At 55.9% G+C, this 25,225-nt stretch carries 21 protein-coding genes; 10 read left to right on the top strand and 11 right to left on the bottom strand.

The annotated features are described in order from the left end of the window. Positions 1–12: 12 nt before the first annotated feature. From KXU80_RS24675 to KXU80_RS24690, 4 genes are all read right to left on the bottom strand, one after another. Positions 13–438: an ester cyclase gene (locus KXU80_RS24675; protein WP_219835749.1), complete on the bottom strand. Its 426-nt coding sequence runs from the start codon at positions 436–438 to the stop codon at positions 13–15. 51 nt (positions 439–489) lie between these two features. Then, complete coding sequence (locus KXU80_RS24680; protein ID WP_219835750.1) at positions 490–867, bottom strand: MerR family transcriptional regulator; 378 nt, start codon at positions 865–867, stop codon at positions 490–492. Positions 868–945: 78 nt separating this feature from the next. Next, on the bottom strand, positions 946–1,470 hold the full coding sequence (locus tag KXU80_RS24685; RefSeq protein ID WP_219835751.1) for a GerAB/ArcD/ProY family transporter: 525 nt from the start codon (positions 1,468–1,470) through the stop codon (positions 946–948). Positions 1,471–1,481: 11 nt separating this feature from the next. Further along, on the bottom strand, positions 1,482–2,495 hold the full coding sequence (locus tag KXU80_RS24690) for a spore germination protein (protein ID WP_219835752.1): 1,014 nt from the start codon (positions 2,493–2,495) through the stop codon (positions 1,482–1,484). Positions 2,496–2,733: 238 nt separating this feature from the next. On the opposite strand from KXU80_RS24690, the gene KXU80_RS24695 reads away from it, so the two are divergent. Continuing rightward, the gene (locus KXU80_RS24695; RefSeq protein WP_219835753.1) at positions 2,734–3,402 is read left to right on the top strand and encodes a bifunctional 2-keto-4-hydroxyglutarate aldolase/2-keto-3-deoxy-6-phosphogluconate aldolase; all 669 of its coding nucleotides are present in this window, start codon (positions 2,734–2,736) and stop codon (positions 3,400–3,402) included. A 190-nt stretch (positions 3,403–3,592) separates the two neighbouring features. On the opposite strand, the gene KXU80_RS24700 is transcribed toward KXU80_RS24695, so the two are convergent. After that, the gene (locus KXU80_RS24700) at positions 3,593–4,423 is read right to left on the bottom strand and encodes a hypothetical protein (RefSeq protein WP_219835754.1); all 831 of its coding nucleotides are present in this window, start codon (positions 4,421–4,423) and stop codon (positions 3,593–3,595) included. A 161-nt stretch (positions 4,424–4,584) separates the two neighbouring features. Between KXU80_RS24700 and KXU80_RS24705 the strand changes: the two genes are divergently transcribed. Together KXU80_RS24705 and KXU80_RS24710 are read left to right on the top strand one after the other, a co-directional pair. Next, on the top strand, positions 4,585–5,295 hold the full coding sequence (locus KXU80_RS24705; protein ID WP_219835755.1) for a response regulator transcription factor: 711 nt from the start codon (positions 4,585–4,587) through the stop codon (positions 5,293–5,295). 2 nt (positions 5,296–5,297) lie between these two features. After that, positions 5,298–6,677 carry a sensor histidine kinase gene (locus tag KXU80_RS24710; protein ID WP_219835756.1) on the top strand — a complete coding sequence of 460 codons (1,380 nt, stop codon included), beginning with the start codon at positions 5,298–5,300 and terminating at the stop codon, positions 6,675–6,677. A gap of 161 nt (positions 6,678–6,838) precedes the next feature. On the opposite strand, the gene KXU80_RS24715 is transcribed toward KXU80_RS24710, so the two are convergent. Further along, positions 6,839–7,909: an LLM class flavin-dependent oxidoreductase gene (locus KXU80_RS24715; protein ID WP_258171142.1), complete on the bottom strand. Its 1,071-nt coding sequence runs from the start codon at positions 7,907–7,909 to the stop codon at positions 6,839–6,841. A gap of 144 nt (positions 7,910–8,053) precedes the next feature. Here KXU80_RS24715 and KXU80_RS24720 point away from each other — a divergent pair, with 144 nt between their 5' ends. The 4 genes from KXU80_RS24720 to KXU80_RS24735 all read left to right on the top strand — a co-directional run bounded on the left by KXU80_RS24720 (position 8,054) and on the right by KXU80_RS24735 (position 14,482). After that, positions 8,054–8,902, top strand: a complete 849-nt coding sequence (locus tag KXU80_RS24720) for a GNAT family N-acetyltransferase (protein ID WP_219835757.1) — start codon at positions 8,054–8,056, stop codon at positions 8,900–8,902. Then, positions 8,903–9,805 carry a LysR family transcriptional regulator gene (locus KXU80_RS24725; protein WP_219839232.1) on the top strand — a complete coding sequence of 301 codons (903 nt, stop codon included), beginning with the start codon at positions 8,903–8,905 and terminating at the stop codon, positions 9,803–9,805. A 119-nt stretch (positions 9,806–9,924) separates the two neighbouring features. Then, positions 9,925–12,219, top strand: coding sequence for a 5-methyltetrahydropteroyltriglutamate--homocysteine S-methyltransferase (gene metE / locus KXU80_RS24730; RefSeq protein ID WP_219835758.1), 2,295 nt, complete (start codon positions 9,925–9,927; stop codon positions 12,217–12,219). 229 nt (positions 12,220–12,448) lie between these two features. After that, positions 12,449–14,482, top strand: coding sequence for a Na+/H+ antiporter (locus KXU80_RS24735; RefSeq protein WP_219835759.1), 2,034 nt, complete (start codon positions 12,449–12,451; stop codon positions 14,480–14,482). A gap of 79 nt (positions 14,483–14,561) precedes the next feature. On the opposite strand, the gene KXU80_RS24740 is transcribed toward KXU80_RS24735, so the two are convergent. Continuing rightward, positions 14,562–16,580: a beta-galactosidase gene (locus tag KXU80_RS24740; RefSeq protein ID WP_219835760.1), complete on the bottom strand. Its 2,019-nt coding sequence runs from the start codon at positions 16,578–16,580 to the stop codon at positions 14,562–14,564. A gap of 148 nt (positions 16,581–16,728) precedes the next feature. On the opposite strand from KXU80_RS24740, the gene KXU80_RS24745 reads away from it, so the two are divergent. Continuing rightward, on the top strand, positions 16,729–17,562 hold the full coding sequence (locus KXU80_RS24745; RefSeq protein WP_219835761.1) for an AraC family transcriptional regulator: 834 nt from the start codon (positions 16,729–16,731) through the stop codon (positions 17,560–17,562). 93 nt (positions 17,563–17,655) lie between these two features. Beyond that, positions 17,656–18,576 carry a TolB family protein gene (locus tag KXU80_RS24750; protein WP_219835762.1) on the top strand — a complete coding sequence of 307 codons (921 nt, stop codon included), beginning with the start codon at positions 17,656–17,658 and terminating at the stop codon, positions 18,574–18,576. Positions 18,577–18,653: 77 nt separating this feature from the next. Here the strand turns inward: KXU80_RS24750 and KXU80_RS24755 are convergent, their stop codons facing one another. The 3 genes from KXU80_RS24755 to KXU80_RS24765 all read right to left on the bottom strand — a co-directional run bounded on the left by KXU80_RS24755 (position 18,654) and on the right by KXU80_RS24765 (position 22,252). Continuing rightward, positions 18,654–20,231 (bottom strand): ABC transporter substrate-binding protein, encoded by a 1,578-nt coding sequence (locus tag KXU80_RS24755; RefSeq protein ID WP_219835763.1) that lies wholly within the window; start codon positions 20,229–20,231, stop codon positions 18,654–18,656. A gap of 131 nt (positions 20,232–20,362) precedes the next feature. Then, positions 20,363–21,307 carry a carbohydrate ABC transporter permease gene (locus KXU80_RS24760; RefSeq protein WP_219835764.1) on the bottom strand — a complete coding sequence of 315 codons (945 nt, stop codon included), beginning with the start codon at positions 21,305–21,307 and terminating at the stop codon, positions 20,363–20,365. Positions 21,308–21,325: 18 nt separating this feature from the next. Continuing rightward, on the bottom strand, positions 21,326–22,252 hold the full coding sequence (locus tag KXU80_RS24765; protein WP_219835765.1) for an ABC transporter permease: 927 nt from the start codon (positions 22,250–22,252) through the stop codon (positions 21,326–21,328). 230 nt (positions 22,253–22,482) lie between these two features. Here KXU80_RS24765 and KXU80_RS24770 point away from each other — a divergent pair, with 230 nt between their 5' ends. Next, a complete protein-coding gene (locus KXU80_RS24770; protein ID WP_219835766.1) occupies positions 22,483–22,713 on the top strand; it encodes a hypothetical protein in 231 nt (76 codons plus the stop codon). Between the two features lie 87 nt (positions 22,714–22,800). Here KXU80_RS24770 and KXU80_RS24775 read toward each other — a convergent pair whose 3' ends face one another. Then, positions 22,801–25,146 (bottom strand): helix-turn-helix domain-containing protein, encoded by a 2,346-nt coding sequence (locus KXU80_RS24775; protein ID WP_219835767.1) that lies wholly within the window; start codon positions 25,144–25,146, stop codon positions 22,801–22,803. Between the last annotated feature and the right edge of the window lie 79 nt (positions 25,147–25,225).

Genomic DNA, 25,225 nt, shown 5'->3' on the forward strand with positions numbered 1-25,225 from the left:
GGACTCTGTCTGTTATTCCAGAGGCTTGGCGAGCTGCTTCGAGAGCTCAAAGGAGCTGCGCTCGACCCAGTTGTGGGCGAGCTTTCCGTCGCGCACCTCCCAAATCGCGATGCCGGAAAATTGGACCGGACGGTCGTCGGGCGGGGACCCCATTATACCTTGGTTGAAGCCTGTTACCACCCAGCGCGAAACGGTACGTGTGCCGTCCGCGCTGCTGAACATGTCAAGGCTAGTCAGTTTTATATCGCGGATTTTCGAGGCAAATGAGCGTGCCCACTCTTTGAAAGCCGCTCGACCTACGATGTCGCCGTCAGGGTTCGAGAGGATAACATCTTCCGTGCAAAGTCGATCAATGGCGTCGAAGTCCTGCGCAGCGTTATAGACTTTGTTCCAAAGCTCCGTGAGGAGTTCTTCGCCAATCGTAACGTTTGAAGCCATCTATCCTGTTCACCTCATTCATAGATTTGGTTCATACTATTCAACCGCGATTCATACTCGTTCTTCCTGGCAAAGTTGGGTTCGTTCGAGCGAAATGGAGTTGATGCGGTCAATCAAGTTCCTTCGGATTCCGCTAAGTAACTGAATTTGTTCGTCGATTTCCTTAAGCTTCTGCTGGTAGATTGGCAGCACTTCCTCACAGAAGGCTTCCTTGTTCTTAAGGACGCAATGTAGAATCCCCTTAATCTCTTCCGTAGAAAGGCCGAGATTCAAGTACAGTTGGATGGTCCGCACTTGGTCTTCTGCACATTGCGAATAGGTTCGGTAACCGTTGTCCTGCCGCATGGGTGTAATCAGTCCCTGTTGTTCGTAATAACGAAGCGAGCGCATGCTGACCCCCGTGCGTTCCGCTAATTCCCCGATTCTCAACCGTTATCTCCTCCCTTTTAGCCGACATGATTCCATTCTAAACCCTGACATTAATGCTAGGGTCAAGCAAAAAAATGCTTACCCACGCATAATCTCCCCCGTTTGTCGTTCTCTAGCTGCACGTATCCAATTTACGCCAACCAATACTGCCGGCAGAATAACACCATACAGCGTGTAATATGGAAATAGATAGTTCTGAACCCATTCCACATTTTCAGTGATGTTCTTAAATAAGAGCGAATAGGCAGAGATCAACCAGATCGTCGGATATGCGATGCAGGTCCGATTTTTTATTTGAAACAGCTGACAAATACCAAGTACGGCACAGTAAAAGAGAATACTTAGCTTCAAAAATACGAGGAGCAGCATATTGATTGACAGGACAGCCTCTACGTGTTGAATGAATTTCGAGAGCTGCATTTCCCGAAAAATCACGTAAATCGGGTATGTCAGGTGAGCGCTTCGGTATACACCTAGAATGCCTATGGTGAAAAAAATCGAAATCGCGAACATTAGTCCAGCAGCGGCAATACCGATGATGAAGCCCTTTTTAGCTTTGTTCCCGGCATAAGGTAGTATCATGAGCAGCGAAATGGTTTCCATATAAGGAAATCCTAGCGAATACTTGGTCTCCAGCAGGGCATGCCAGAAATCAATTTTCGAAGACATATGGAAGCGGAGCCAGTCCCATTCTTTGAGAAAGAGTGTAAATGGAACCCAGAGATATAAAGTGCAGGTACGAAAATCGCCAATAAGAAGGCGAACATGCGGAGCCAGCGGAGGAGCGTTGCAATATCCGCCCGTTGATAGTAATCCTCTGGCGAAATAAACAGCTGAAACAAGGTAATCGGGCCCAAGATGACAACCGGCGTTCCGTCCGTCATTATGGCTATACTGCCTTCTAGCAGCTTCGCTGCCGTAACGTCTGGACGCTCCGTGCTAAGCAGCTGAGGGAACGGAGTATAGGTTCGATCCTGGATCCATTCTTCAATGTACGCGCTCTCCAAAATGCTGTCAGCACGAATCGCATGAAGCCGCCGCCTGAATTCGTCGACGACTGACGCAGAGGCGATCTGCTTCATATATACCAGATAGATCTTCGTTTTTGTAACCGTACCGAGCGTCCAGCTTTCAAACACGAGTTGATCGCTTTTCAATCTTTTTCGGATCAAAGCGACATTGCTGTTGATATCTTCAATAAAACCCTCTCGCGAGCCCCGGATGACCGATTCGGAATTGGGTTCTGAAATCGTTCGCGATTGCGCGTTATATACGTCGTAGGCCAAAGCGATCCCGCTACCCGGCAGAATTAACAGGCAGTGACCTTCCAATAGCGAGTCAATGCATTCGTTAAGCTCAGTCAAATCGCTTTTACGAATATAAGGAATGTTCTGCTTCAGCCAGTCCAGCGGGTCCTTCGGTTCGGTAACGGCCGCATGATTGGTCTCAACAATCGGCTTAATTAGGAGTTCGTTTACCCGATTGGCGGTAATCAGGGATTCAAGATAGAGGCAGTAGACTTCGAAATGGTTGTACATCTTGAGTCTTTGGCAAATCATATCCGACGAATGGCCAAGCCGCTGCGTTATCTCCTGCACCACATTCATTTCGAGACTGGCTACAGACATGGGATCTATCATCCTCCAATCGTATTCATGAGAATCCCCAAATTATGGTGATCGTATGCATAAACCAATGAATCGCCGCGTTGTGATGTATGAAAGACCCGGTACGCGAGGTACAGCATCATACTGTGACTGCTCGGCGTTTTTCACAAATTCAACTGCGCCCCTCTTTCGAATAGTGCGTATTTGATATAAAATGAACCTGAATATACGAACATGAACACAAAGGGAGAAATGTATAATGAAAAAATACAAATTGCTTCAGCTTATCCAGCAATCCGGCGTCGTTGCCGTTATCCGCGGCGCTTCCCCCGAGGAAGCAGTCCGCTTGTCCCGCAAAGCAATCGAAGGCGGCATCCGTGTCATTGAAATTACGCTGACGGTGCCAGGCGCGCTGCGTGCAATCGAGACGCTTGCGGCTGAATACCAATGGGAAAATCCGCAGGGAGACAACTATGCGCTCATTGGCGCGGGCACGGTGCTTGATCCCGAAACGGCGCGTGCCGCCATTCTGGCGGGCGCCGAGTTTATCGTGTCCCCGTCGCTGCAGCCGGCTACCGTGACGCTGTGCAACCGTTACCGGATTCCTGTTATGCCTGGGGTGATGACCATTCAGGAAATGACGACTGCACTGGAGCTCGGCGTTGATGTCATGAAGCTCTTCCCGGGTAATCTGTACGCGCCTTCGATGATCCCCACGGTCAAAGGTCCGCTGCCGCAGGCCAATCTAATGCCGACGGGAGGCGTTAACCTCGACAATCTGAAGGATTGGGTGAAAGCCGGCGCTTTCGCGGTCGGCATCGGATCGGACCTGACGAAGGATGCGGTCAGCCAAGGAAACGATGACCTCGTAACCGAGAAAGCGCGGCAGTACGTCCGTGCGTTCGAGAGTGCCAGATCGGGCGGTTAAGGAAAGGCCGATTGATCGCTTCCCGCCGAATTCCCATCCTCTATATGCCTGATGCCAAGCCGCGGCCAACGCGGCTTTTTTCATTGCTGCCGTTCGCTCCACGATCCCTCCGGGCCAACATGCGGATGCAAAAAAAATCCCGTTCGGCCTCTCGGCCAAACGGGATTCCGCTTGCTGCATACTTCCATCGTTATTTCTTCTCAAGCTCGGCGATCTGCGCCTTGTACACCTTCAACAAGTCGGCCAGCGCGGCTTTGATCGCATCGGCATCCTCTGCTTTCACGGCTTCATTCAGTGCCACAATGCTTGTAATAAACTTGTCGCCGCCCGGCGCGACGGTCAGGATCGGGCCAGTATCGCCCGGATTCGAAAATGCGGTCACCATCATCGAACCATCTTCCGGCGTTCCGGCAGGAGCGGCGATGTTGACGTCCACAGGCTTCGCTTCGCCCGCGATGAAGACGGTGTCTGCTAGCGGGCCGCTCGTACCGCTTAGGGTCGTAACCGTCGTGCCGCTGATGCTCACGGGCGTGCCTTTCGTCTCCAGTTTCACGGCTTCACCCGGCTTGACCTCTTCGGCATTCAGCGGCTTCGCGCTCCAGAAGAGAACCGGCTTGCCGCCGGCTGCTTGTTCCGCCGGGACGGCTTTGCCATCAACGATCTTGAATGGTCCGGGCAATACGCCGGCTGCGGCGATCTTGACGGTTTTGCCGTCCGCCGTCTTCGTGATCGTGACGTTCGCCGGAACGAGCTGCTTCAGCTTGTCCAGCGTCTGCATCCAGTCGTTAACGGTATCCGGCGCGTACTTCCCGGCAAGGGCCAGCGGGTCGGGAAGCTTCACGGCTGCCATCGGGGCGGCGGACAAAGCGGGCAAGGGGGGCAGTTCTTCCGCTTGTCTTGCGGTTACGATCTTGGCTGCCGCAGGTTCAGTGGCGGCGTTTGCGGCGTAAGCCGGCACCGCGACGGAGGACAACAGCAGCGTAGACATGGCGATTCGTTTGAAGCCGAGCATTTTGTTCAAGGTGAACATCTCCTTATTTCGGTTAATTTTGGCTTGCAGAACCCACTTTACCGGACAATCATGGCATAACGTTGGCCCAATCATGGAAAAACGATGGCAGAAGCCCGTTCGCGGCGTAACCTTGTTATAATGCGGAGGAAGAGCAAACGGGAGGACGAACGATGAAAGAGTATATAATCGCCGTTGTCGACGATGATCAGCATATCCGCGAGCTGGTGGAAGCTTATTTGAAGAAGGACAGCTTTCGAACGGTCGGGGTCGCAAGCGCCGAGGAGGCACTGGCGTTGTGGCAATCCGCGCCGCCGGACATGTGGGTGCTGGACGTGATGCTGCCCGGCATGGACGGCTATGAATTTTGCAGAAGGATTCGCATGGAGGCGGAAGTACCGATCATCATGATCTCCGCGCGGGATAATGAGGTCGACAAAATAATGGGCCTTGAGCTTGGCAGCGACGATTATATGGTGAAGCCGTTCAGCCCGCGGGAGCTGGTCGCCCGGGTCAAGCGGCTGCTGAAGCGCTGGTACAGCGCGAACCGGATCGAAGAGCAAGCGGCACAGCCGAGGCTGGAAGCCGCGCGGCTTGCCGTTGGAAGACTGCAGCTGCTGCTGGAGGAGCGGCGCGTGCTGTGGCGGGGCGAAGAGGTGGATGTGACGATGAAGGAGTTCGCGCTGCTTCAAGTGTTCGCGGAGCATCCGAACCGTGCCTTCACCCGCGACGAGGTGCTGACGCTCGTATGGGGCGAGGACTATTACGGCAGCGACCGCGCCGTCGATCATCTCGTGAAGCGGCTGCGCAAGAAGATGGACATGCTGCCGATCGAGGCCGTATGGGGGCATGGCTATCGGATGAGAACCGAGGGAGGCGAATAGGTATGAAAATGATGCATCAGCTCAATTTGGCGTTCGGCGTGCTGATCGTACTTGTCATTACGGTGACGGCGGTCATGAATCACTACGTGCTCATGGAGCATTTTATCGGGACGCAGAAGGACGGCATGCAGTCGCTCGGAGCCAGCTTGTCCGACAAGCTTCAGGTCGTGCCCGGGGCGGGAATCGGGTTTGGGCCGTCCCCAGAGGCGGTCCCCCTGACGATTACCGAATCGGTGCTGCCGAATGTCGAAGCCGTCATCACGAATACGGAGGGCAAAGTGGTCTCCAGCTTGGTGCCGAGCTTGACTACGGCTGGCTCTGCGTTCTTCACCCAGCCGGCGGCGCCGGCAAGCGTAAGTCAATTAACGACGATGCAGGCCATCGCGGACGGCAAGGACAGCCGTTTCGTCGTCTCGGCTATGGCGATTCCTCAGGGAACGCTGACGCTGTACACGCCGCTCAGCAAAATCAAAGCCGTCGAGCAGGCGCTGCTTGGGCGGCTGCTGCTGGTCTTGTGCGTCTCCGGCGCGGTCGTTTATTTGCTCAGCCTGTTGCTGACGCGGCGGTTAATTCATCCGCTGGCGAAGCTGCGCGCGGAGCTGAAGAAGGTAGAGAGCAGACGCTTCTCGGAGGTGCGGCTTGTGCAGGCCGGAGGTGAAATCGGCGCGGTGGCGCAGACCGTGTATGAGCTGGCCGGCGAGCTGGAACGGTACAACCAGGCGCAGAAGCAGTTTTTCCAGAATGCTTCGCATGAGCTGAAGACGCCGCTGATGTCGATCTCCGGGTATGCGGAGGGCATTCGGGACGGGGTCTTCGAAGGGGAAAGCGCAAGCAAGGGGCTTGCTATCATCATGAGCGAAAGCGCGCGGCTGACGAACATCGTCACCGAGATGACGCTGCTTGCGAAGCTGGACAGCGAGGAGGACGTCTTCCGAATGAAGGAGGTCGACGTGCGGGAACTGCTGACGGAGACGAAGGAACGGCTGAATCCGCAGCTAGCGCGCAGTGGCGTATCGCTGGAGATTGACTTCGGAGCGGGTATACCTGAACGGTTGATAATCCGCGCGGACCGGGACAAGCTGGCGCAGGCGCTGCTGAACGTCGCGTCGAACGCAATCCGGTATGCGAGGAAACAAATCGTCATCACGGTTCAGGTCCGCCGGGAGCGGCTGTCGATCGCCGTGCAGGACGACGGAGCAGGCTTCCCGCAGGAGCTGCTGCCGCATCTGTTCCATCGCTTCGTGAAAGGCAAGGACGGGGAGACCGGGCTTGGCCTCGCGATATCCCGCGCGATCGTCGAGCGCTGCAAGGGCGAGATCGGAGCCGGCAACCGCCAAGGCGGCGGCGCGGTCATTTCGATCGGATTTCCGCTTGCGGCGTAGAGAGGACCAAGGCAGCGGGCAAAGCGCCGAGCTGCGCAAAAAAGAGAGCTGTCTCCAAGCCGGATCGGCTGATGAGCTCTCTTGATGTTATGCGCCGCATCGGCGGATAAGGATGACAGCGAGCGGAAGCGCTTAGAACGGCTAGCCCTGCGTCAGGCTGCTTAATTCCCCCCGATACGCGCAAGCTCCTTGTGCACGATCGGGGCGACCTTCGTGCCCAGCAGCTCGATGGCACGCAGCACGTCGCGGTGCGGCATCGTGCCGACATTGACGTGCAGGAAGAAGCGGGTCAAGCCCAGGTTCTTGCGCAGCAGGACGATCTTCTCCGCGACGTATTCGGGATCGCCGACGTAGAGGGCCCCGCGTAAAGAGCGCGCGGCGTCGAATGTAGCACGATTGTAGTTCTGACCCCAGCCCCGCTCGCTTCCGATAACATTCATCTGCGCCTGCGTCGGCGCGAAGAACATGTCCGCGGCCTGCTCCGTCGTATCGGCGATGAAGCCGTGCGAATGCGTCGCAATCTGCAGCTTGCTCGGATCATGACCGGCCTTGGCCGCAGCCTGCCTGTACAGGTTGACGAGCGGCGCGAAGCTCTCGGGCATGCCCCCGATAATGGCGAAGGCGACGGGCAGGCCCAGAATTCCGGCCCGCACGGCGGACTCCGGATTCCCGCCGGTTGCGATCCACACAGGCAGCGGATGCTGCTCGGAGCGGGGATATACCGGCAAATCGTTGATTGCCGGGCGGTGTTTGCCTGTCCATGTAACCCGCTCGGAGGCCGTGATTTGGAGCAGCAGATCGAGCTTCTCCTCGAAGAGCTCGTCGTAATCGTCGAGGCTGTAGCCGAACAGCGGGAACGATTCGATGAACGATCCGCGTCCGGCCATGATCTCCGCCCGGCCGTTCGAGAGGCCGTCCAGCGTGGAGAACTGCTGGTAGACGCGAACGGGATCGTCCGAGGAAAGCACCGTAACGGCGCTTGTCAGTCGGATTCGCTTGGTCTTCGAGGCGGCTGCGGCGAGTACGACCGCAGGCGCAGTGCCTGCATAATCGGCGCGGTGATGCTCCCCGATCCCGTATACGTCAAGCCCGACCTCATCGGCCAGGACGATTTCCTCAACGGCGCGGCGCAGCCGCTCGGCATGGCTGACGACGGCGCCTGTCGCCGGGTCCGGCGTCGTTTCCAAAAACGTGCTGATGCCTAATTCCATTTTGAACGCTGAATCGACCATTGTGCTGAACCTCCTTTAATAGCTTCAGTGTAATCAATTCATCTCGGTTTCTCAAATAATCGCCGATCAACGAATCGTATATCCGCCGATATATAATTATGGTAGTATTTCCAAGTGCCAATCTTATTCATAGAGGTGATCACGATGCTAACCAATCAACAACTACAAGCCATTGAACGGCTGCAGCAGAAGTGTGAAGCGCAGGATCACGTACAGCTGAAGCTGAATTGGGACATGCTGAGAACGCGGGAATTCGAGCAAACGGACTTTTTTCACTATGAAAACGGCGAACTCGTATCGTTCTTGGCTTTATATGCCTTCGGCTCCACAGTCGAAGTATGCGGGTTGACGGCGCCAAGCGAGCGGCGGAAGGGGCATTTCCAGCGCTTGTTTCAGCAAGGCATGGAAGCCGTGCGGCGCATTGGATTTCATAAAATTCTATTGAATGCACCCGCAGGCTCGGCATCGGCGAAAGCTTTTCTGAAGAAGCAAGGTGCTGTATATGCCTTCTCTGAGCATCAAATGGCGTGGCAAGAAGGACCGCTTGAAGAGGTCGCTGACGACGTTGCGGTGAGGCCGGCAGAGCCTGGAGACTTTGCCATGCGCGTGCGGCTGGATCGGGAAGGATTCGGCGTAAGCGAAGCGGATGCGACGGAGATGGAACGCAAGCACGACGAGAAGAAGGACCCGGACACCGCGATCCTTATGGTCGTTTCGAATGGAGAAACGGTGGGCAAAGTTCGCGTGAATCGGGAAAAAGGGCAATCATGGATCTACGGCTTTGCTGTTTTGCCGGAATATCGAGGCAAAGGAATCGGCAGAAACGTGCTTCGCCGTATCATTCGAGGCGAGCATGCAGCCGGTCATTCCATCCACTTAGAGGTCGAAACGAAAAACGATCATGCCTTGGGTTTATACGAGTCTGTCGGATTCAAAGCGGTGCATGCGCAGGATTACTATTTGTACGATGCTAACATCGAAGGAGGGGTCTAACTGACTCTGCAGCAATTACGATATGTAATCGAGGTGGCGAACCGGAACTCCATCAACGAGGCCGCCAAACGGTTGTTCATCTCGCAGCCGAGCTTGTCCAATGCGATCAAGGAACTGGAAGCGGAGCTCGGGATTACGATCTTCGAACGGACGAACAAGGGCATCCTGCTCTCCAAGGAAGGCGCGGAGTTTCTCGGCTATGCGCGCCAGGTCGTCGAACAGGCAGAGCTGCTGGAGAGCCGGTACATGAACACGAAGCCCGCCCCGCAGCATTTTTCGGTATCGACGCAGCATTACGCGTTCGCGGTGAATGCATTCGTCAAGCTGGTGCAGCAGTTCGGGCAGGAGGAATACGAGTTCGCGCTGCGGGAGACGAAGACGCACGAAATTATCGAGGACGTCAAAAACCAGCGCAGCGAGATCGGCATCCTGTATGTGAACGAGTTCAACAAGCAGGTGATTAACCGGCTGCTGAATAACGCGAATCTTATGTTCACGAGCCTGTTCACGGCGAAGGCGCATGTCTTCGTCAGTATCCGCAATCCGCTCGCCAAGCAGGACATGGTGACGCTTGACGAGCTGCAGCAATATCCGTACCTGCATTTCGAGCAGGGGGAATTTAACTCGTTTCATTTTGCCGAGGAAATCTTGAGCACCTTGTCGCATCAGAAGAGCATCCGAGTGAATGACCGCGCCACCTTGTTCAACCTGCTCATCGGCTTGAACGGCTATACGATCTCGACCGGCGTGCTGAGCGCAGATCTGAACGGCAACGAGATCATACCCGTTCCGCTGGCCAGCGACGAGACGATTCACGTCGGCTGGATCTGCCACCGCAACGCGGCTCTCTCCAAGCTGGCGCTTGAATACGTGGAGGCTTTGCGGCTGACGATCGCCGAATAATATCAATTGCTATAGCTTGAAACTATATCCGGTAATAGAAAATGGGAGTTACGTTATATCGCCGGGGCCGTGGTATCTTTTCCTTATCACCTACAGGGTAGGAAGAGGAGAGAGACACGATGAAGAGCGCGAACCTGGGTTATCCCCGCATCGGACGGGATCGGGAATGGAAGAAAGCGTTGGAGCAGCACTGGGCGGGAAAGCTGCCCGAAGAGCAGCTGCACGAGGAATTGAAGGCGATTCGCCTTGATCGCTTGAAGGTGCAGCAAACGCTCGGAGTCGACATCATCCCGGTTGGCGATTTCACGTATTACGATCATGTCCTGGATACGGCCTGCATGTTCGGCCTTATTCCGGAGCGGTTCGCCTATGAGGGCGGCACGCCGGATCTCGGCCTTTACTATGCGATGGCCCGAGGCAATAAGGACGCCACGGCGCTGGAGATGACGAAATGGTTCAATACGAACTATCATTATATCGTTCCTGAGCTGAACGGACTGACGCCGAAGCTGACCCGCAACCGGCTGGTCGATACATACCGGGAAGCGAAGCAGGAGCTCGGCATTGACGGAAGGCCCGTGCTGCTTGGCTTGTTCACCTTCCTAAAGCTGTCCAAGGGATACCGGCAAGAGGAGCTCGGCGGCTGGATCGACGCGCTGCTGCCGCTCTACGGACAGGTGCTTCGCGAGCTCGCCGAAGCAGGAGCGGCGTGGGTTCAGATCGACGAGCCGATTCTCGCAACGACGCTCGGCGAAAGCGATCTTGCCCTTATCGCCCGTATCTACGCGGAGCTGCGGCAGTCGGCGCCGGGCATTCGCATCCTGCTGCAGACGTATTTCGAAGCCGTAGATGCGTATAAAGCCGTCACCGAGCTGCCGGTTCACGGTATCGGACTGGACTTCGTCCATGACGGCGGCAAGAACCTGCGGGCCGTTCTCGATCAAGGCTTCCCGGCGGACAAAGTGCTGGGCGCCGGTCTGATCGACGGACGCGGCATATGGCGCGCCGACCTGCAGGGCAAGCTGGATAAGCTGAACGCGATTCGCGGCGCCGTATCCGAGAACCGCATTCTCGTCCAGCCTTCAAGCAGCCTGCTGCATGTGCCGGTCAGCGCCAAGCAGGAGACCGGTCTCGATGCCGTGCTGCGCGGCGCGCTGGCTTTCGCGGACGAGAAGCTCGAAGAGATCGTGCTCCTCGTGAAAGCAAACCAGCTTGGCCTGCAGGCAGTTAAGGACGAGCTTGCGCTGGCGATTCAGAACCGTGCCGCGCTGCAGCAGTCGCCTTCCCGCGCCCGCAGCGACGTGCACCGGCAGATCGCGGGGCTGGCGTCGGAACCGTTCGAGCGGCCAAGCCGTTTCGCGGCGCGCCGCGAAACGCAGCGGCAGCGCTGGCAGCTGCCCCTGATGCCGACGACGACGATCGGCAGCTTCCCGCAGACGCCGGAGGTCCGGAGCGCCCGTTCCAAATGGCGCAAGGGCGAGTGGAGCGCGGAACGGTACGAATCGTTCGTGCAGGAGCAGATCAAGATCTGGATCGACGTGCAAACGGAGCTCGGGCTGGACGTCTTCGTGCACGGCGAGTTCGAGCGCAACGACATGGTCGAGTTCTTCGGCGAGAAGCTGGCCGGCTTCGCGTTCACGGCGAACGGCTGGGTGCAATCGTACGGCTCCCGCTGCGTGAAGCCGCCGATCATCTACGGCGACGTGGCGCTTGAGGCGCCGATGACCGTCGCGGAAACCGTCTATGCGCAGTCGCTGACGGACGTACCGGTCAAGGGCATGCTGACGGGACCGATTACGATTCTCAACTGGTCGTTCGTCCGGGACGATCTCTCCCGCGAGGAGGTTGCGTACCAGATCGCGCTTGCGCTGCGCAAGGAAGTGGAGGCGCTGGAGTCATCCGGCATCGGCATGATCCAGGTCGACGAGCCTGCCATCCGCGAAGGCCTTCCGCTCAAGCGCGAGCAGTGGCCGCATTACCTGAACTGGGCCGTGCGCGCCTTCCGCCTGTCCACGGCGACCGTGCAGGACGAGACGCAAATCCATACGCATATGTGCTACAGCGAATTTAACGAAATCATCGACGCGATCAGTGATTTGGACGCCGACGTCATCTCGATCGAGACGTCCCGCAGCCACGGCGAGCTGATTGCGAGCTTCGAAGACAAAACCTACGACAAGGGCATTGGCCTCGGCGTCTACGACATCCATAGTCCGCGTGTGCCGCTCGTCTCGGAGATGACCGCCATGATCGACCGCGCCCTTCGGGTGCTGGCTCCCGATCAATTCTGGATCAACCCCGACTGCGGCTTGAAGACGCGTAAGTACGAGGAGACCATCGCCGCGCTTCGCAACATGGTCGAGGCGACCGAACTGGCCCGGGCGAAATACGCCGAAGCGGCAAGCAGCGTATAATAATCCTTGTTCGTGTAGACAAACCTCCATTGCGATGGCATTCGACGACATGCCGCAATGGAGGTTTTTTGCGCTTCGCGGCTCGTTAGGGCGAAGTGCCGTCCGCGTTGACTTGGAGAGAAAGACGCATGTCTACGTTATGAGTTTCCAATAACGGGGTATCCTGTAAACGGAAAGCTGCCGCTGCCGCTGACGCAGCACCCAAAACTAGAACGTCGGAGTGAAGGTCATGGATTTATTTCGCGTCGTACTTGTCCTATTATTGCTGCTCGCGGTTTCGCAGATCGGCCAGCGGCTCTTGCCGTTTATTCCGCTGCCGATTATCCAAATCGCGCTGGGGAGCGCCATCGTATACTTGCCTTGGCATGTCCATATCTCCTTGGAGCCGGATCTGTTCTTCATGCTGTTCATCGCGCCGCTGCTGTTCAACGACGGCAAACGAACGCCGCGGGACGAGCTGTGGAAGCTGAGAACGCCGATCCTGCTCATGGCGGTCGGACTCGTGTTCTTAACCGTTCTCGTAGGCGGCTTGTTCATACACAACTTGATTCCGTCGATCCCGCTTGCGGCGGCATTCGCGCTCGCCGCGATTCTATCGCCTACCGATGCGGTGGCCGTATCGGCGATTGCATCCAGGGTGCTGCTGCCGGCGAATATTCATCGCCTGCTGGAAGGCGAGTCGCTCATGAATGATGCTTCCGGCCTCGTCGCCTTCAAGTTCGCGGTTGCAGCGGCTGTGACAGGCACGTTCTCGTTCTGGCACGCGTCGTGGAGCTTCGTCGTCATTTCACTAGGGGGCCTGCTTGTCGGCGGCGTTATTTCGCTTGGGGTCATCTGGGCAAGGATGGCCATGCGCCGATTCGGTATCGAAGACGTCTCGGTCCATGTGCTCATTCGGATAGTGACGCCGTTCATTCTGTTCTATACGGCGGAGCATCTCGGGTTGTCCGGCATTCTCGCCGCAGTCGCCGGGGGCATTCTTCATGCGATCGAGCAGGATCGCTCCGGGTTCACGACGATCGAGCAGAAATTCGTGTCGGAGATTACATGGAACGTCATTCTGTTCATCATGAACGGGCTTGTGTTCGTGCTGCTTGGTCTTCAGCTTCCCGATATTGCGGCAGACATCTTCAATAACGCGGCCTACAGTAATTTCAAAGCCGTCGGGTATGTGCTGCTGATCTACATGCTGCTCATCGCGCTGCGATTCATATGGCTGATCGTTTACGGGCGTCTCTCCGGCTTTCTTGGCCGGCACGGGACCGAATGGCGGGTGCTGGTGCTTACCGCGCTGTCCGGCATCCGCGGTGCTGTCACGCTGGCGGGCGCGTTCACGATTCCGCTCTTTATTGGGAACGGGAGTCCGTTCCCGGAGCGGGATTTGATGCTCTTCTTGTCCGGCGGTGTCATCCTGTTCTCGATGGTGCTGGCGAGCATCGCGCTGCCGCTGCTCGCCGACCGGGCCGAAGGCACGGCAGGTGATTCGCATAATCGGAAGGCGGAGGTTAAAGCGCAGCTGGAATCCATCAAAGCGGCGAATCAAGCCGTGCGATTGGCGACGGACGAGACGAACCATTTCGCTGCGGCGATCGTCATCTCGGACAATGACCAGCGGCTGTCGGACCTGAGACGAACCAATTACGAGATCCTGCCCAGGAAAGCAAGGGAAGAGGAAATGTTTCTTCGGCAGCTCGGCATCGCGGAGGAGAAGAAGTGCATGATGCTGCTCGCGAGGAAAGGAGAGATCAAACCGCAGGAGGCGGTTGTGCTCCAGAACATATTCCGGCGCATTGAGATGGCCGTCTCCAACCGGTTTCATATTGTGTACCTGCTGCTCTATTCGCTTGTCTATAAAGTGTTCTCGGCGTTTATGCCGGACAGGCGCAAAGCGCACGCCGGTTTGAAGCTGAAAGACCGTAAAACGTTCATTCGGCTGCGCATTGCAACGGCCACTTACGCACTCGAGGAGCTGAAGGCGAACGAAACCTGCTCCAATTCTTCTGTCAGCCGGGTATGCGGACATTATAGGCACATCATTAGTGTGCTTAATCATCAGCTGGAAGCGCCGGATGCCGAAGAAGTTGTAGAAGAAAAGGTGCACGTGCTGAAGCTGCTCTCCATCCAGGCAGAACGAGAAGCGCTTCAGCAGCAGTACCGGCAGGGCGTCATCGGACGGCAGCAGCTCAGCAAGCTGCAGTTCCAAGTAAGCATGCACGAGGCCGAGGCGCTCGACAACAATTGGGAGAGCCTCCTTCAGGCTTGACTTCAGGAGGACAAGCAAGAAGGGCATGCAGGCTTATCGCCGGCATGCCCTTTTCTTGCTGTACGGATTCAGTTACGTATTACGAGTTCAGTAACACATGAACGGCATAAGGCTCCAAGGATAGCTCTCCCTCAACGGCTTCCCCGCTTAAAGCATCTGTGTACACGCCGTTCAGCTCGACCTCGACCGGCTCGCTGTTATGGTTGAGCAGCATGAGGTAGGCACGGCCGTCTTCGGCGATGCGTTCGATGGCTTCAACGCCTTCGTATGCCTTGGGCAGACTGGCGGCAATGCCTTCTCGCTCCAAGATAATTCCGGCGAGCCGCGCCAGCGCGTCGGCATCCAGATCGCAGCCGACGTAGTATACGCGGCCTTTGCCGTACGTATTGACCGTTACGGCAGGCGTTCCATTGTAGTAATGGCTGCTGTATTCCGCGAGCGTTTCCGCGCCGTTGCTCTTCAAGACGTCGCACCAGATAGAGGCGGTCCCTTCGCCGAACGAGCCGTTCACGCCGACGGTGCGGCCGAAATTAACGGAATCGAATTCTTCAAGCTCGACGCCCGCAAGTTCCCGGAATAGACCCGGGAAGGTCAGCGTCGTCATTTGGTTGTTCCAAGTGCGCGTTCCCGAGCGGAACGTAACCAGCAGGGCGCCGCCGCTCGCAACGTAAGCTTCGCATTTCGCGGCGATGACTTCGGTCATCAGGTTGAACGCCGGCATGAGCACGAGTTTGTAGGGGGAGAAATCGGTCTCCGCGCTCGTGACGTCTACGCCGACATGATGGCCTGCGACAGCGGTGTAATAGCCTTTAAGCAAGGTATCGTAGCTGAATTTCAGATTATGCGGCTGCGCGCGATGGCTCCACACGTTATCGTAGCTTTTGACGAGCGCGACGGCATTGTCGTTCTTCGCATGGAGATAGAGCGGCGACAGCTTGGCAATCTCGCTGCCGATGGCCGTAATTTCCCGGTAGCGCCGGCGTCCGATGCCGTCATGATCCAAGATGCCGTGCCAATACTGCTCGATGCCGACGGTACAGGCGCGCCAGCGGAAATAGACCATGCCCTCCGCGCCGTGCGCGATCGCTTGGTATGTCCAGAGCCGGATTTGTCCCGGTTCGGGCGTGTCGCCCATGGAGTGCCAGCCGCAAGGGCCGCTCTGCTGCTCCATCATCCAGAAGTTTTGGTTCTTGATCCCGCGCATGAGATCATGCGCCATGGAGACGCTGGCCGGCGAGGATTTGCCCCACATCGTGTTCGGGTAGTTATCCCAGCAGACGAAATCCAGATCCTTGCCCAGATCGAAATAATCCAGCTCGCTGAAATGCCCCATTAGATTATGGGTGATCGGCAGCTCGCTGCAGGCGCGGATCTCTTCGATTTGCAAGCGCTGGTACTCCGCCGTAGCGTCGGAGAAGAACCGCTGATAATCCAGCAGCAGGCCCGGATTGTGGTTGTAAGGCGTGGACAGCAGGCTGCTGGCGCCGCCGTTCTGACTGAAGCCGTCGCTTGCCGAATAGACGGGCAGTATGATTTCTTCCCAGCTCCGGTACGTCTGGCTCCAGAAAACCGTGCCCCACTCCGCGTTAAGCCGGTCGATCGTTCCATACTTCTTGCGAAGCCAGATGCGGAAGGCATGCAGGTCGCTTTGGCAGTAGCAGGCGCCGCCGAATTCATTGTCGATTTGCCATGCGACGACATGCGGATGATCCCGGTAATGCTCGGCCATGACGCGGGCGATTTGCTTGGAGTAATCACGGTATACGGGGTGGTTGACGCAGTAATGTCTTCGGGTGCCGAAGCCCTTGCTTAGGCCGTATACGTCCACGGGATACATATCCGGATATTTATCCATCAGCCACTTGGGGGCCGTCGCGGTCGGGGTGCCGAGGACGATCTTAATGCCTGCGCCAGCGAGAACCTCGATGGCTCTGTCCAGCCATGCGAAGTCGTACACGCCTTCTTCCGGTTCCATCTTCGCCCAGGCGAACTCCGCCAGTCTGACGATATTGATATTCGCCTGCTTCATCATTTCCGCATCGATTGGCCATCGTTCCTCCGGCCAGTGCTCTGGATAATAATCGACTCCGAAATACATCGGACTGCCTCCTCTACAAGTCAAAGTGTATAATTATTTTGCTGTAAATATCGCTTTGAGTTCAGTATAGTTATTGTCATGTAAGCGGTAAATGAGATTATTTTGAGCCTTATATTAAAATTATGCTATTTTAGCAAGGGTGGATGGAATGAGAATCAACCATTTTCTGGCGGCGCCTCGCTTCGACCGATTCGTTTGCTATCCGGAATCGTTCGGCCACTATTATGAGGACCCTGCGCATCGGGAGAACCGTGCCGCCGGGCAGCTGACGGCCTACAATTGGCATATCGTTCGAAGCGGCAAGGGCTGCGTGAGAATCGGCGGCGAGAACGTAGAGCTGCAGGCGGGGTCCGGGTTTCTTTACGGTCCGGGCACGAAACAGTCCTATTACGCCGACGACAAGGATCCGTGGGATGTGCGGTGGGTGCATTTCAACGGACCGGGCATCGGCGGGCTGCTGCAGGACAGGGGAATGGGAGAGCCCTGGCTGTTCTCGTGGGTCGGCTGCGAACGGCTGGATAAGCTCTGGGGGAAGCTGCTGACGTTCGGCATTCCTTCGCTGCAAGGCGGCGAGGCGCGGCTGTCGGCTGTACTGTATGAAATGCTGGCCGAGCTCGTCCAGAACGCGGAGGGGCTGGAGGGCATAACCGCCTTGGAGCAGCGCGGCAAAATCATCGAGGCTGCCGAATGGATCCGCTCGCACAGCAGCCAGCCGCTGACGCTTGAGGAGATGGCTGCAGCAGCGGACTACAGCGTGTCGCATTTCAGCAGGCAGTTCCACGGCCTCATCGGGAAAACACCGGTGCAATTCCTGACGGAATGCCGGATCGTGCAGGCTAAGTATTTGCTCGTGACGACGAAGCTGCCCGTTAAGGAAGTAGCCGAGCAAGTCGGCTTTGCGAGCAGCGCGTATTTCATCCAGCGCTTCCGGCTTGCGGAGAAGATCACGCCGGAGCAGTTCAGACGGCTAAGATATGGTTAATCGCGAGAGGAATAGGAAGGCAAGAATCGAATAGAGTTGTTATCCATGCTTCACTTGTCACGCACCTCAAATCTATATTCGCGGGAGGCACTTATGAATACGATTAAAGAAGCAGGCAAGCCGGAAACAAGGAATGTCATCAGTATCCTAGAGACGGTCGACACAGCGACCGGCGAACGCAGAACGCTGGCCGAGTTCGATCGGCTGATCGAAGCGCCGAATTGGACAAGCGACGGCAAACGGCTGATCTATAACAGCGGCGGACGCCTCTATGCCTTCGATCTCGCCGCGTGCGAGTCAACCGTGATCGATTCGGGCTATGCCGATCACTGTAATAACGACCATGTGCTGTCGCCGGACAATTCGCTTGTCGCGGTCAGTCATCATACGAGAGAGGATGCACAGTCCCGTATCTATATCTTCCCGCTTGCAGGCGGCGCGCCGACGCTCATTACGGCCATGGCTCCAAGCTATCTCCACGGCTGGTCGCCGGACGGGCTGACGCTGGCTTATTGCGCAGAACGGAACGGTCAATATGACATCTATACGATACCGGTAGCCGGCGGAATCGAAGCGCAGCTGACCGATACGCCGGGGCTTGACGACGGACCAGAATATTCGCCGGACGGCCGTCATATCTGGTTCAATTCGACGCGGAGCGGGCTGATGCAGGTTTGGCGCATGAACGCGGACGGCAGCGAGCAGCAGCAGATGACGTTCGACGGCAGCAATAATTGGTTTCCGCATGTATCGCCCGACGGGAGCGCAGTCGCGTTTCTTGCGTACCGCAAGGAGGATGTGGCGCCGGAAGATCACCCGGCAAACAAGCATGTCGAAATTCGGCTGATGGCAAGCGAAGGCGGGGAGGCGCGGACGCTGGTACAGCTTTTCGGCGGTCAAGGCACGATTAACGTCAATTCGTGGTCGCCGGACAGCCGTCAGCTGGCTTTTGTCAGCTATCGGCTGAAGGAACATCACGAGCCGCAATCCACCGGAAATGGTTCTGATACGTGACGGATACAGACCGAATACGAAGAAAAAGACGCCATCTGAACGGCGTCTTTTTCTTGTTTCTATTTCGCTAAGCTTCTTTATTTCTTGCCGTTTGCTTTCAGCCACTCGTCGAGCTGCTTCTGCATTTCCGCCGTTTGCTTGTCAACGCCGGCTTTCTTAAGCGCCGATTGGTATTTCGGCAGCACCTTGGCGGGATCGACCGCGCCATTATTCAGCGCCTTGGCGTACTGCTCGCCGACGGCCGCGATGTTGACGGATTCTGTTTTGTAAGGCTCCGTGTTGAAGTTGAAGCCGGACACTTCCGGACGTTTGGCTGTTTCGTTCAGCTGCTTTGTGCGTTCCCACGTATCCGGCGCTTGGCCTTCCTTCAAGTAGCCGATGAGCACGTTTCCAAAGACCCAGCCTTGGTCGGTTTTATAGCCGCCGTCTTGGTTAATCTTGATTGTGTTGTCACCGATCACCGTGTAGTGTTTATCTTTGATACCGAATGTCAGCAGGTTGAAGAGGGTTGGGTCTGTCGAAGTAAGCTGCAGGAATTCCAGCGCTTTCTCCGGGTGCTTGGAGGTGTGGCTGACGGAGTTCATCGTCGGGCGGACACCCGTGAATTCAGGCTCGGATACGCGGACGTAGACGACATCGTTGTTGCCAAAGCGTTTCTTGTCGTCGGCTTCGCCGCCCGGTTTCATCGTCGTGTTCCACTCAACAGCCACTTTACCTGTATTGAGCAGGGCAACGAGCTGGTCGTCCTTCATGGTCGCTGCATCTTTGTAAATGTAACCGGACGTGTACCATCTACGCATCGTATCGAGGAACGTTTTGTATTCCGGTTTGTCGATCGTATCGACGATTTTGAAGTTCGGATCGCCGAGCTTGTAGCCTTGCGCCGCATAGCCGTATTGGCGGCCGAAGTCGAACAAGTTGCTCGTGGAAGCAATCGGAATGATGTCGGGCTCGTTCTCATGAATGGTTTTCAGGACAGGCTCGATATCCAATTGCGTTTTAATGGAATTGACGTCGATGCCGTATTTGTCGATAAAACGTTTTTGAATCGCGAAGCCTTCGGCTTTCGCCGCGATTTGCATGTTCGGCACACCGTAGATTTTGCCGTCTACACGCGTGTCGTCCCAAGCAACATCCGGGATTGCTGCTTTCAGATCAGGCGTTTTGGCCAGCAGGTCGTCAAGCGGCAGAAGCGCGCCTTTCGCAACTTTATTGTCGTAGTCCCCGCCGCCCCAGTTGGATGTCCACAAGAGGTCGAAGCTCTCGTTCGCTGCCAGCATCGTATTGATTTTGTCTTTGTAGCCGGCTTCCATAACAGGCTTCAGCTTAATCGTGGCGTTGATTTTCGGCTTGATGTACGCATTGATCGCATCTTCGACTTCCTGTTGGTCTGCAGGCATATCATAGACGATGTAATAGTAGGTCAGCTCGACGGGCTCTTCGGCAGGCGCCGGCTCGTTCTTCGTCGTATCGTCTGTCGTCGCTGCATTCGCCGTCTTGTCGTTCGCCGCTTTATTGTTCGTCGCTGCGGGCGTATCCGTGTTTTTGTCGGCATTTGAACTCGTGTTATTGTTGCTGCTGCAAGCGCTTAACATGAGAACAAGAATCAGGCTGGCGAGCGCGAGATGGGCCATAGAACGTTTCCAGACTTTCATAGGTAGACCTCCTTGGTATAATGGTTATCTATTATTTCAACGCTGCTGCCGGCCTCGTAATCCTTCCGATTACCCCCCCCTTTATTCTATCAGCCGGCATTAGGTATGAAAACGGTTTGATTCGCTGATAATCAGCCTTTCAATGAACCGACGGTCAGCCCTTTGACGAAATATTTCTGGAAGAACGGGAAGATGCAGACCATAGGCCCGCCGGCCAGAATCGCCATCGCCATACGAGCGGACAGCGTCGGGAACTTGCTCGTATCCACCCCGAACTGGTTGATGAAGTCGCTGTTGCTCGTCAGGAATTCGAGCTTCTGCATCATGCGGACAAGCAGCAGCTGAATAGGAATGAGCTTCTCGTTATCGATATAGAGCAAGGCCGAGAACCAGGAGTTCCAGAAGCCGAAGGAGAGAAACAAGCCCAAGGTGGCCAGCGCGGGCGTCGACAGCGGGATGACGATGGTGAAGAAGATGCGCAGCTCCCGTGCACCGTCGATTTTGGCGGATTCGATAATTTCAAACGGCATTTTGGACAGGAAGCCCTTCATGACCATGATGTAGAAGGGGGACACGAGCGAAGGCAGGATCAGCGCCCAGATCGTGTTGTCCAAATGCAGGTATTGTTTGATCAGAATATAGGAAGGGACGAGTCCGCCGCCGAACAGCATCGTGAAATAAATGAAGAACGAGGCCGGCGTCCGGTACCGGAAATCCCTGCGCGAGGTGACATAGCCCAGCATGGCCGTGATCAGCAAGGACAAGGCAGTTCCGATGACCGTCGTCAGAATGGTTATGCCGTACGCGCGGAACAGGACGAGCGGCGCCTCGAAGATGTACCGGTACGCTTTGGCCGTAAAGTCGCTAGGAATAAATTGGTATCCGTGCTCCACAATCGCCGTCTCCTCGGTGAAGGAGATGGAAATCACGAGGATGAACGGGACGATCATCGCAAGCGTAATGGCAATGAAGAGCAGATGCGACAACAGAATTACGATAGAGAAGGGTTCCTTACGGGCGCCGGTTTCCCGGACGGTCACGGATTTGGCTGCGACCGCTTGCGGCGACGTATTCATGAGGCAGACGGCTCCTTTCTAGAAAAGCGAATTCTCATCATTGATCTTGCGTACAACGAAATTCGCCGTAACGACGAGCACGAGACCAACGATGGATTGATATAGGCCGATGGCGGTGGACATGCCGATGTCGCCATTCACTCGCAGTGCCCGGTAGACGTACGTGTCGATGATGTCGGTCGTTGGATAGGTCATGCCGGCATCGTTCGGGATGAAGTAATGCAGCCCGAAGTCTCCGACGAAAATATGGCCGATGGAGAGGATGAGCAGCACCGTAATCAGGGTGGAGAGCATAGGAAGCGTAATGCGGGTCGCCGTCTGCCAGCGCGATGCGCCGTCGATTTTGGCCGCTTCGTAATATTCCTGGTTAATGCCCATGATGCCGGCGAAGTAGACGAGGGTGGAGAAGCCGACGTTCTTCCATAAGTAGGCCGAGATGAGAATGTACGGCCAAGGCGCCGTCTCGAGGTACCACATGTGCGTGGGCAGCCCCAGCGTTTCAAGCACTTTGTTCAGGTAGCCGTTCTGGGTATCCAGCAGCGCGAGCGCCAAGTAGCTGACGACGACCCAGGAGAGGCAGTAAGGGATGAACATGGCTGTTTGATGAATGCGCAGCCAGCGTTTGCCCATCTCGTTCATGAGGATGGCGAGGCCGAGCGAGATCACCGTCGTCAGAATCATGTACGTGAGTCCGTAGCCGACCGTATTGCGCGTAATTAAGGCGGCGGTGTCCGAGACGAAGAAGAACTTGAAGTTCTGAAGGCCGACCCAAGGGCTCTTCCAGAATCCCAGGTCGTAATGAAAGTCCTTGAACGCCAGGACGACCCCGAACATCGGCAGGTATGCGAAGACGAGGATGAGCAGCGCGCCGGGCAGCAGCAGGAGGAGCAGCTCCGAGTTCTTCTTCAAGTAGTGCCATTCCGATCGTTTGCTTGATTTGATCATGCCGTTACCTCCGGGAAAATGATGAACTGATCCGCTTCCCCATCATGGCATTCGAACCAGGGGAGCGAAACTGTGCAATCGTTCATTTCATTTGCCGAGGACTATGTTTTTTGCGATTGACTGCTGTGCATAAGGGGAAAAGGCCGTAAATTGCGGGATGTCATCGGAAATGTATGGGATAGAGCGGGGGAAGGCGAGGGTATATCGAGGCGTTCGGAGATGTTTTCTCTATGAAACGGGCAAGGGCCGGAAATTGGCAGATGCAGTTTGGTTTGTTAACAAGCCATGATACCAAAAACGGAGCAGGGCGAATGATTCTGGAGAAGCGTCAGCGTTCGCCTTTGTTTCCAGATGCCAACCTTAACCCATTGTTCAAGGCATCTGGAAACAACAGCGATCGGAAGAACATTCGCCTGCGCAGTGACTATGAGGACATGAGCGTGGTTTCAAATAGGGTTTAAAACATGAAAAGGGGCTGCCTGCAAGTCATTAAGATGACCGGAGGGCAGCCCCTATTATCTTGATTCGACTTGTCCGCGTTATTCGCTTCAGCCGATGTTGCTCTTCAAGCGGTATTCCTTCGGCGTTACGCCGTACTTCTTCTTGAACAGCTTGAAGAAGGTGCTTTCGTTGACGTAGCCGACCAATTCCATAATTTCCTTGATGCTGAAGTTCTTCGTCTCCAGGTACTCGCGTGCGCGTGTCAGCCTGATTTCATTGATGTATTCGCCGACGGAGACCAGCTCGCTTTGCTTGAAGATCCGGCCTACATACGCGGAGGTCATCCGGAGCATGGAGGAGATGCCCTGCAGGCTGAGGTTCATGTCGGCATAATGATTGGCGACAACATCCTTGATGGCTTCGATGAGCGCGGCATTCGTATCCTGCTCCGACCCACGGCGCTTCTCGTGAATGTCGTGCAAAGTAAGCCGAAGCAGGTCGGTAATGTCGGATAATGTTTCTTTCTCCAATACTTGTCGACTTAGGGCACTGAGATCGATCGGCAGCGAGGATATCCGGTTTCCGTTGATTTCCCGAATGGTCGTCTTGATGACGTCGACGATATGAAGCACGCCGTGGACGATATGATCGTAATGGTAGCCGTGCAGCGGGCTGAGAAGCTGTATGACAGCTGCTTCCATGCCGGCAAGGTCGTTTGTTTTGACTGCTTCGGCGAGCTTCTTCTCCTGGTCGGCGGACATGGCGTACTCGGTGCGGGATACATTAGCCCTCACAAGATCCGGCGCAATTAAGGAACGTCTGCCGAATAGCAGCTTATACATCGAGAAGTGAAGCGCCTCGGCGTACAGATCGGTAATGGATTCATGGGAACGGGAGATGTCGCTGTAAGCAGCCGACAGAGACAGCTTGTAGTAGTCCATGACAATCTCCTGCAGGCGGGCCAGCAGCTCCGGCAAATCCGGCAGCTCCGAGCCCAGCGCTCCGCCGCTCAGCAGCAGAACGAGGTGGTCGCTTCGCGCATCGACCATTTCGCAGGCAATCCGAAGGGGCGCCATTATTTCCCCGGCAATATTCGCGATGGCGAAAGCGTACAGCTGCCGCTCGGTTTCGGTCGTGCGGGCGAGCACGGCCGTATAATCGTCGATCTTCAGGACGACCACGACGAACGGCCCGGCTGGATCCAGATTAAGGCCGTATTTGTCGATGCAGGACTCCAATTGATGGCGACTGAACGAGGCGCTTCCGGTTAGGATGCTGCGCAAATACGAGTGGCGCACGATCGTCTTCTGCTTCTCCTTCTCATCGGTGACGACAAGGAGCTTCTCTGCCATTTCCCCGTAAACATTGCCGACGTAGGCAAGCTCGTCGCGAATCGGCTGAGGTGAAGTTTCAGTAACGCCGCCGTGTCTGGTGACGCGGGAGAGCAGCGCTTCAATCGGACGGTAGAGCTTATGGGCGAGCGCGAAGGATACGATGATCGCAAGCAGCAGGAAGCTGATAATGACGATGACGAAGGTTTCCCGCATTTGGGACACGCCGCCAAGCACGGCATTGTAAGGCTGCACGCTGATCACCTTCCATCCGGCCACGCCCATCTGCAGATAGCTGACGATCGATTTGCCTTGCTCCTGAAAGTTATGCGAGAAGAAGCCGAAGGTTTCTGCCCGGTTCGTCTGGTCTTTACCGAGCGCATAACGCAGATCGTTCAATTCCGGCAGATTCTGCTCTTCGCCGGAGAGGATGAAGCTGCCGTCTTTATCCATGAGGAAGACGCTGGATTCGTCGGGGGCCGAGAAGCCGTTGACGACCTTCAGGTTATCGAACACCCACTCCGGCTTGACGTTAAGCACGAGCGCGCTTTCGCGGTTGTTCATGCTCGTGAACGATTCATAGATAATGACGGAGAAGAAGTCGACGGCATTCGGTCGTCCGCTGAAATTCATCGGTATGAGCTGCAGCTGCGGCAGCTTCTCCGGACGCTTGATTCGTTCGGCGAGCCGGTCCGCCATATAGTGAGCTTCCATCTGGTCCGCAAGCGGTCCAAGCGCGTAGCTCTTATTGTTATGTCCGTTGTATACGAATATGGAGTGCAGGAAGGACTGCGAATCCATTGCTTTATTCAATTGATTAACGGAATAGATGATATCGATATCTTCCTGCTCGGAGTTTGACATCAGCGGGAAATAAAACCGCTCGTCATTATAGAGCGACAGGGCAATATTGTTGACGATCTCCTGCATGAAGGTAAGGTTGTGGTTGATCTGGTTCATGACCTTTCGGTTTGCTTCCTCCTGCATCTGCAGGACGCGGCGCTCCGCGCTGTAATGAAGCACCGCCGACGACAGCGACAGCAGAATCACCAGCAGGATCGTGATGGAGAGCAGCATGCGCAGCAGGTAGCGCTTGGACTTATAAGATTGGAGCATTCGCATCCGGAAATGACCTCCTTTGACGGCAAGCCTCATATGCTTTCAGCATTGCATACGCGGAGGCGTATTGCCACTATGAATT

The organism is Paenibacillus sp. R14(2021) (assembly GCF_019431355.1).
In the GTDB taxonomy this organism is placed as follows: Bacteria; Bacillota; Bacilli; order Paenibacillales; family Paenibacillaceae; genus Paenibacillus_Z.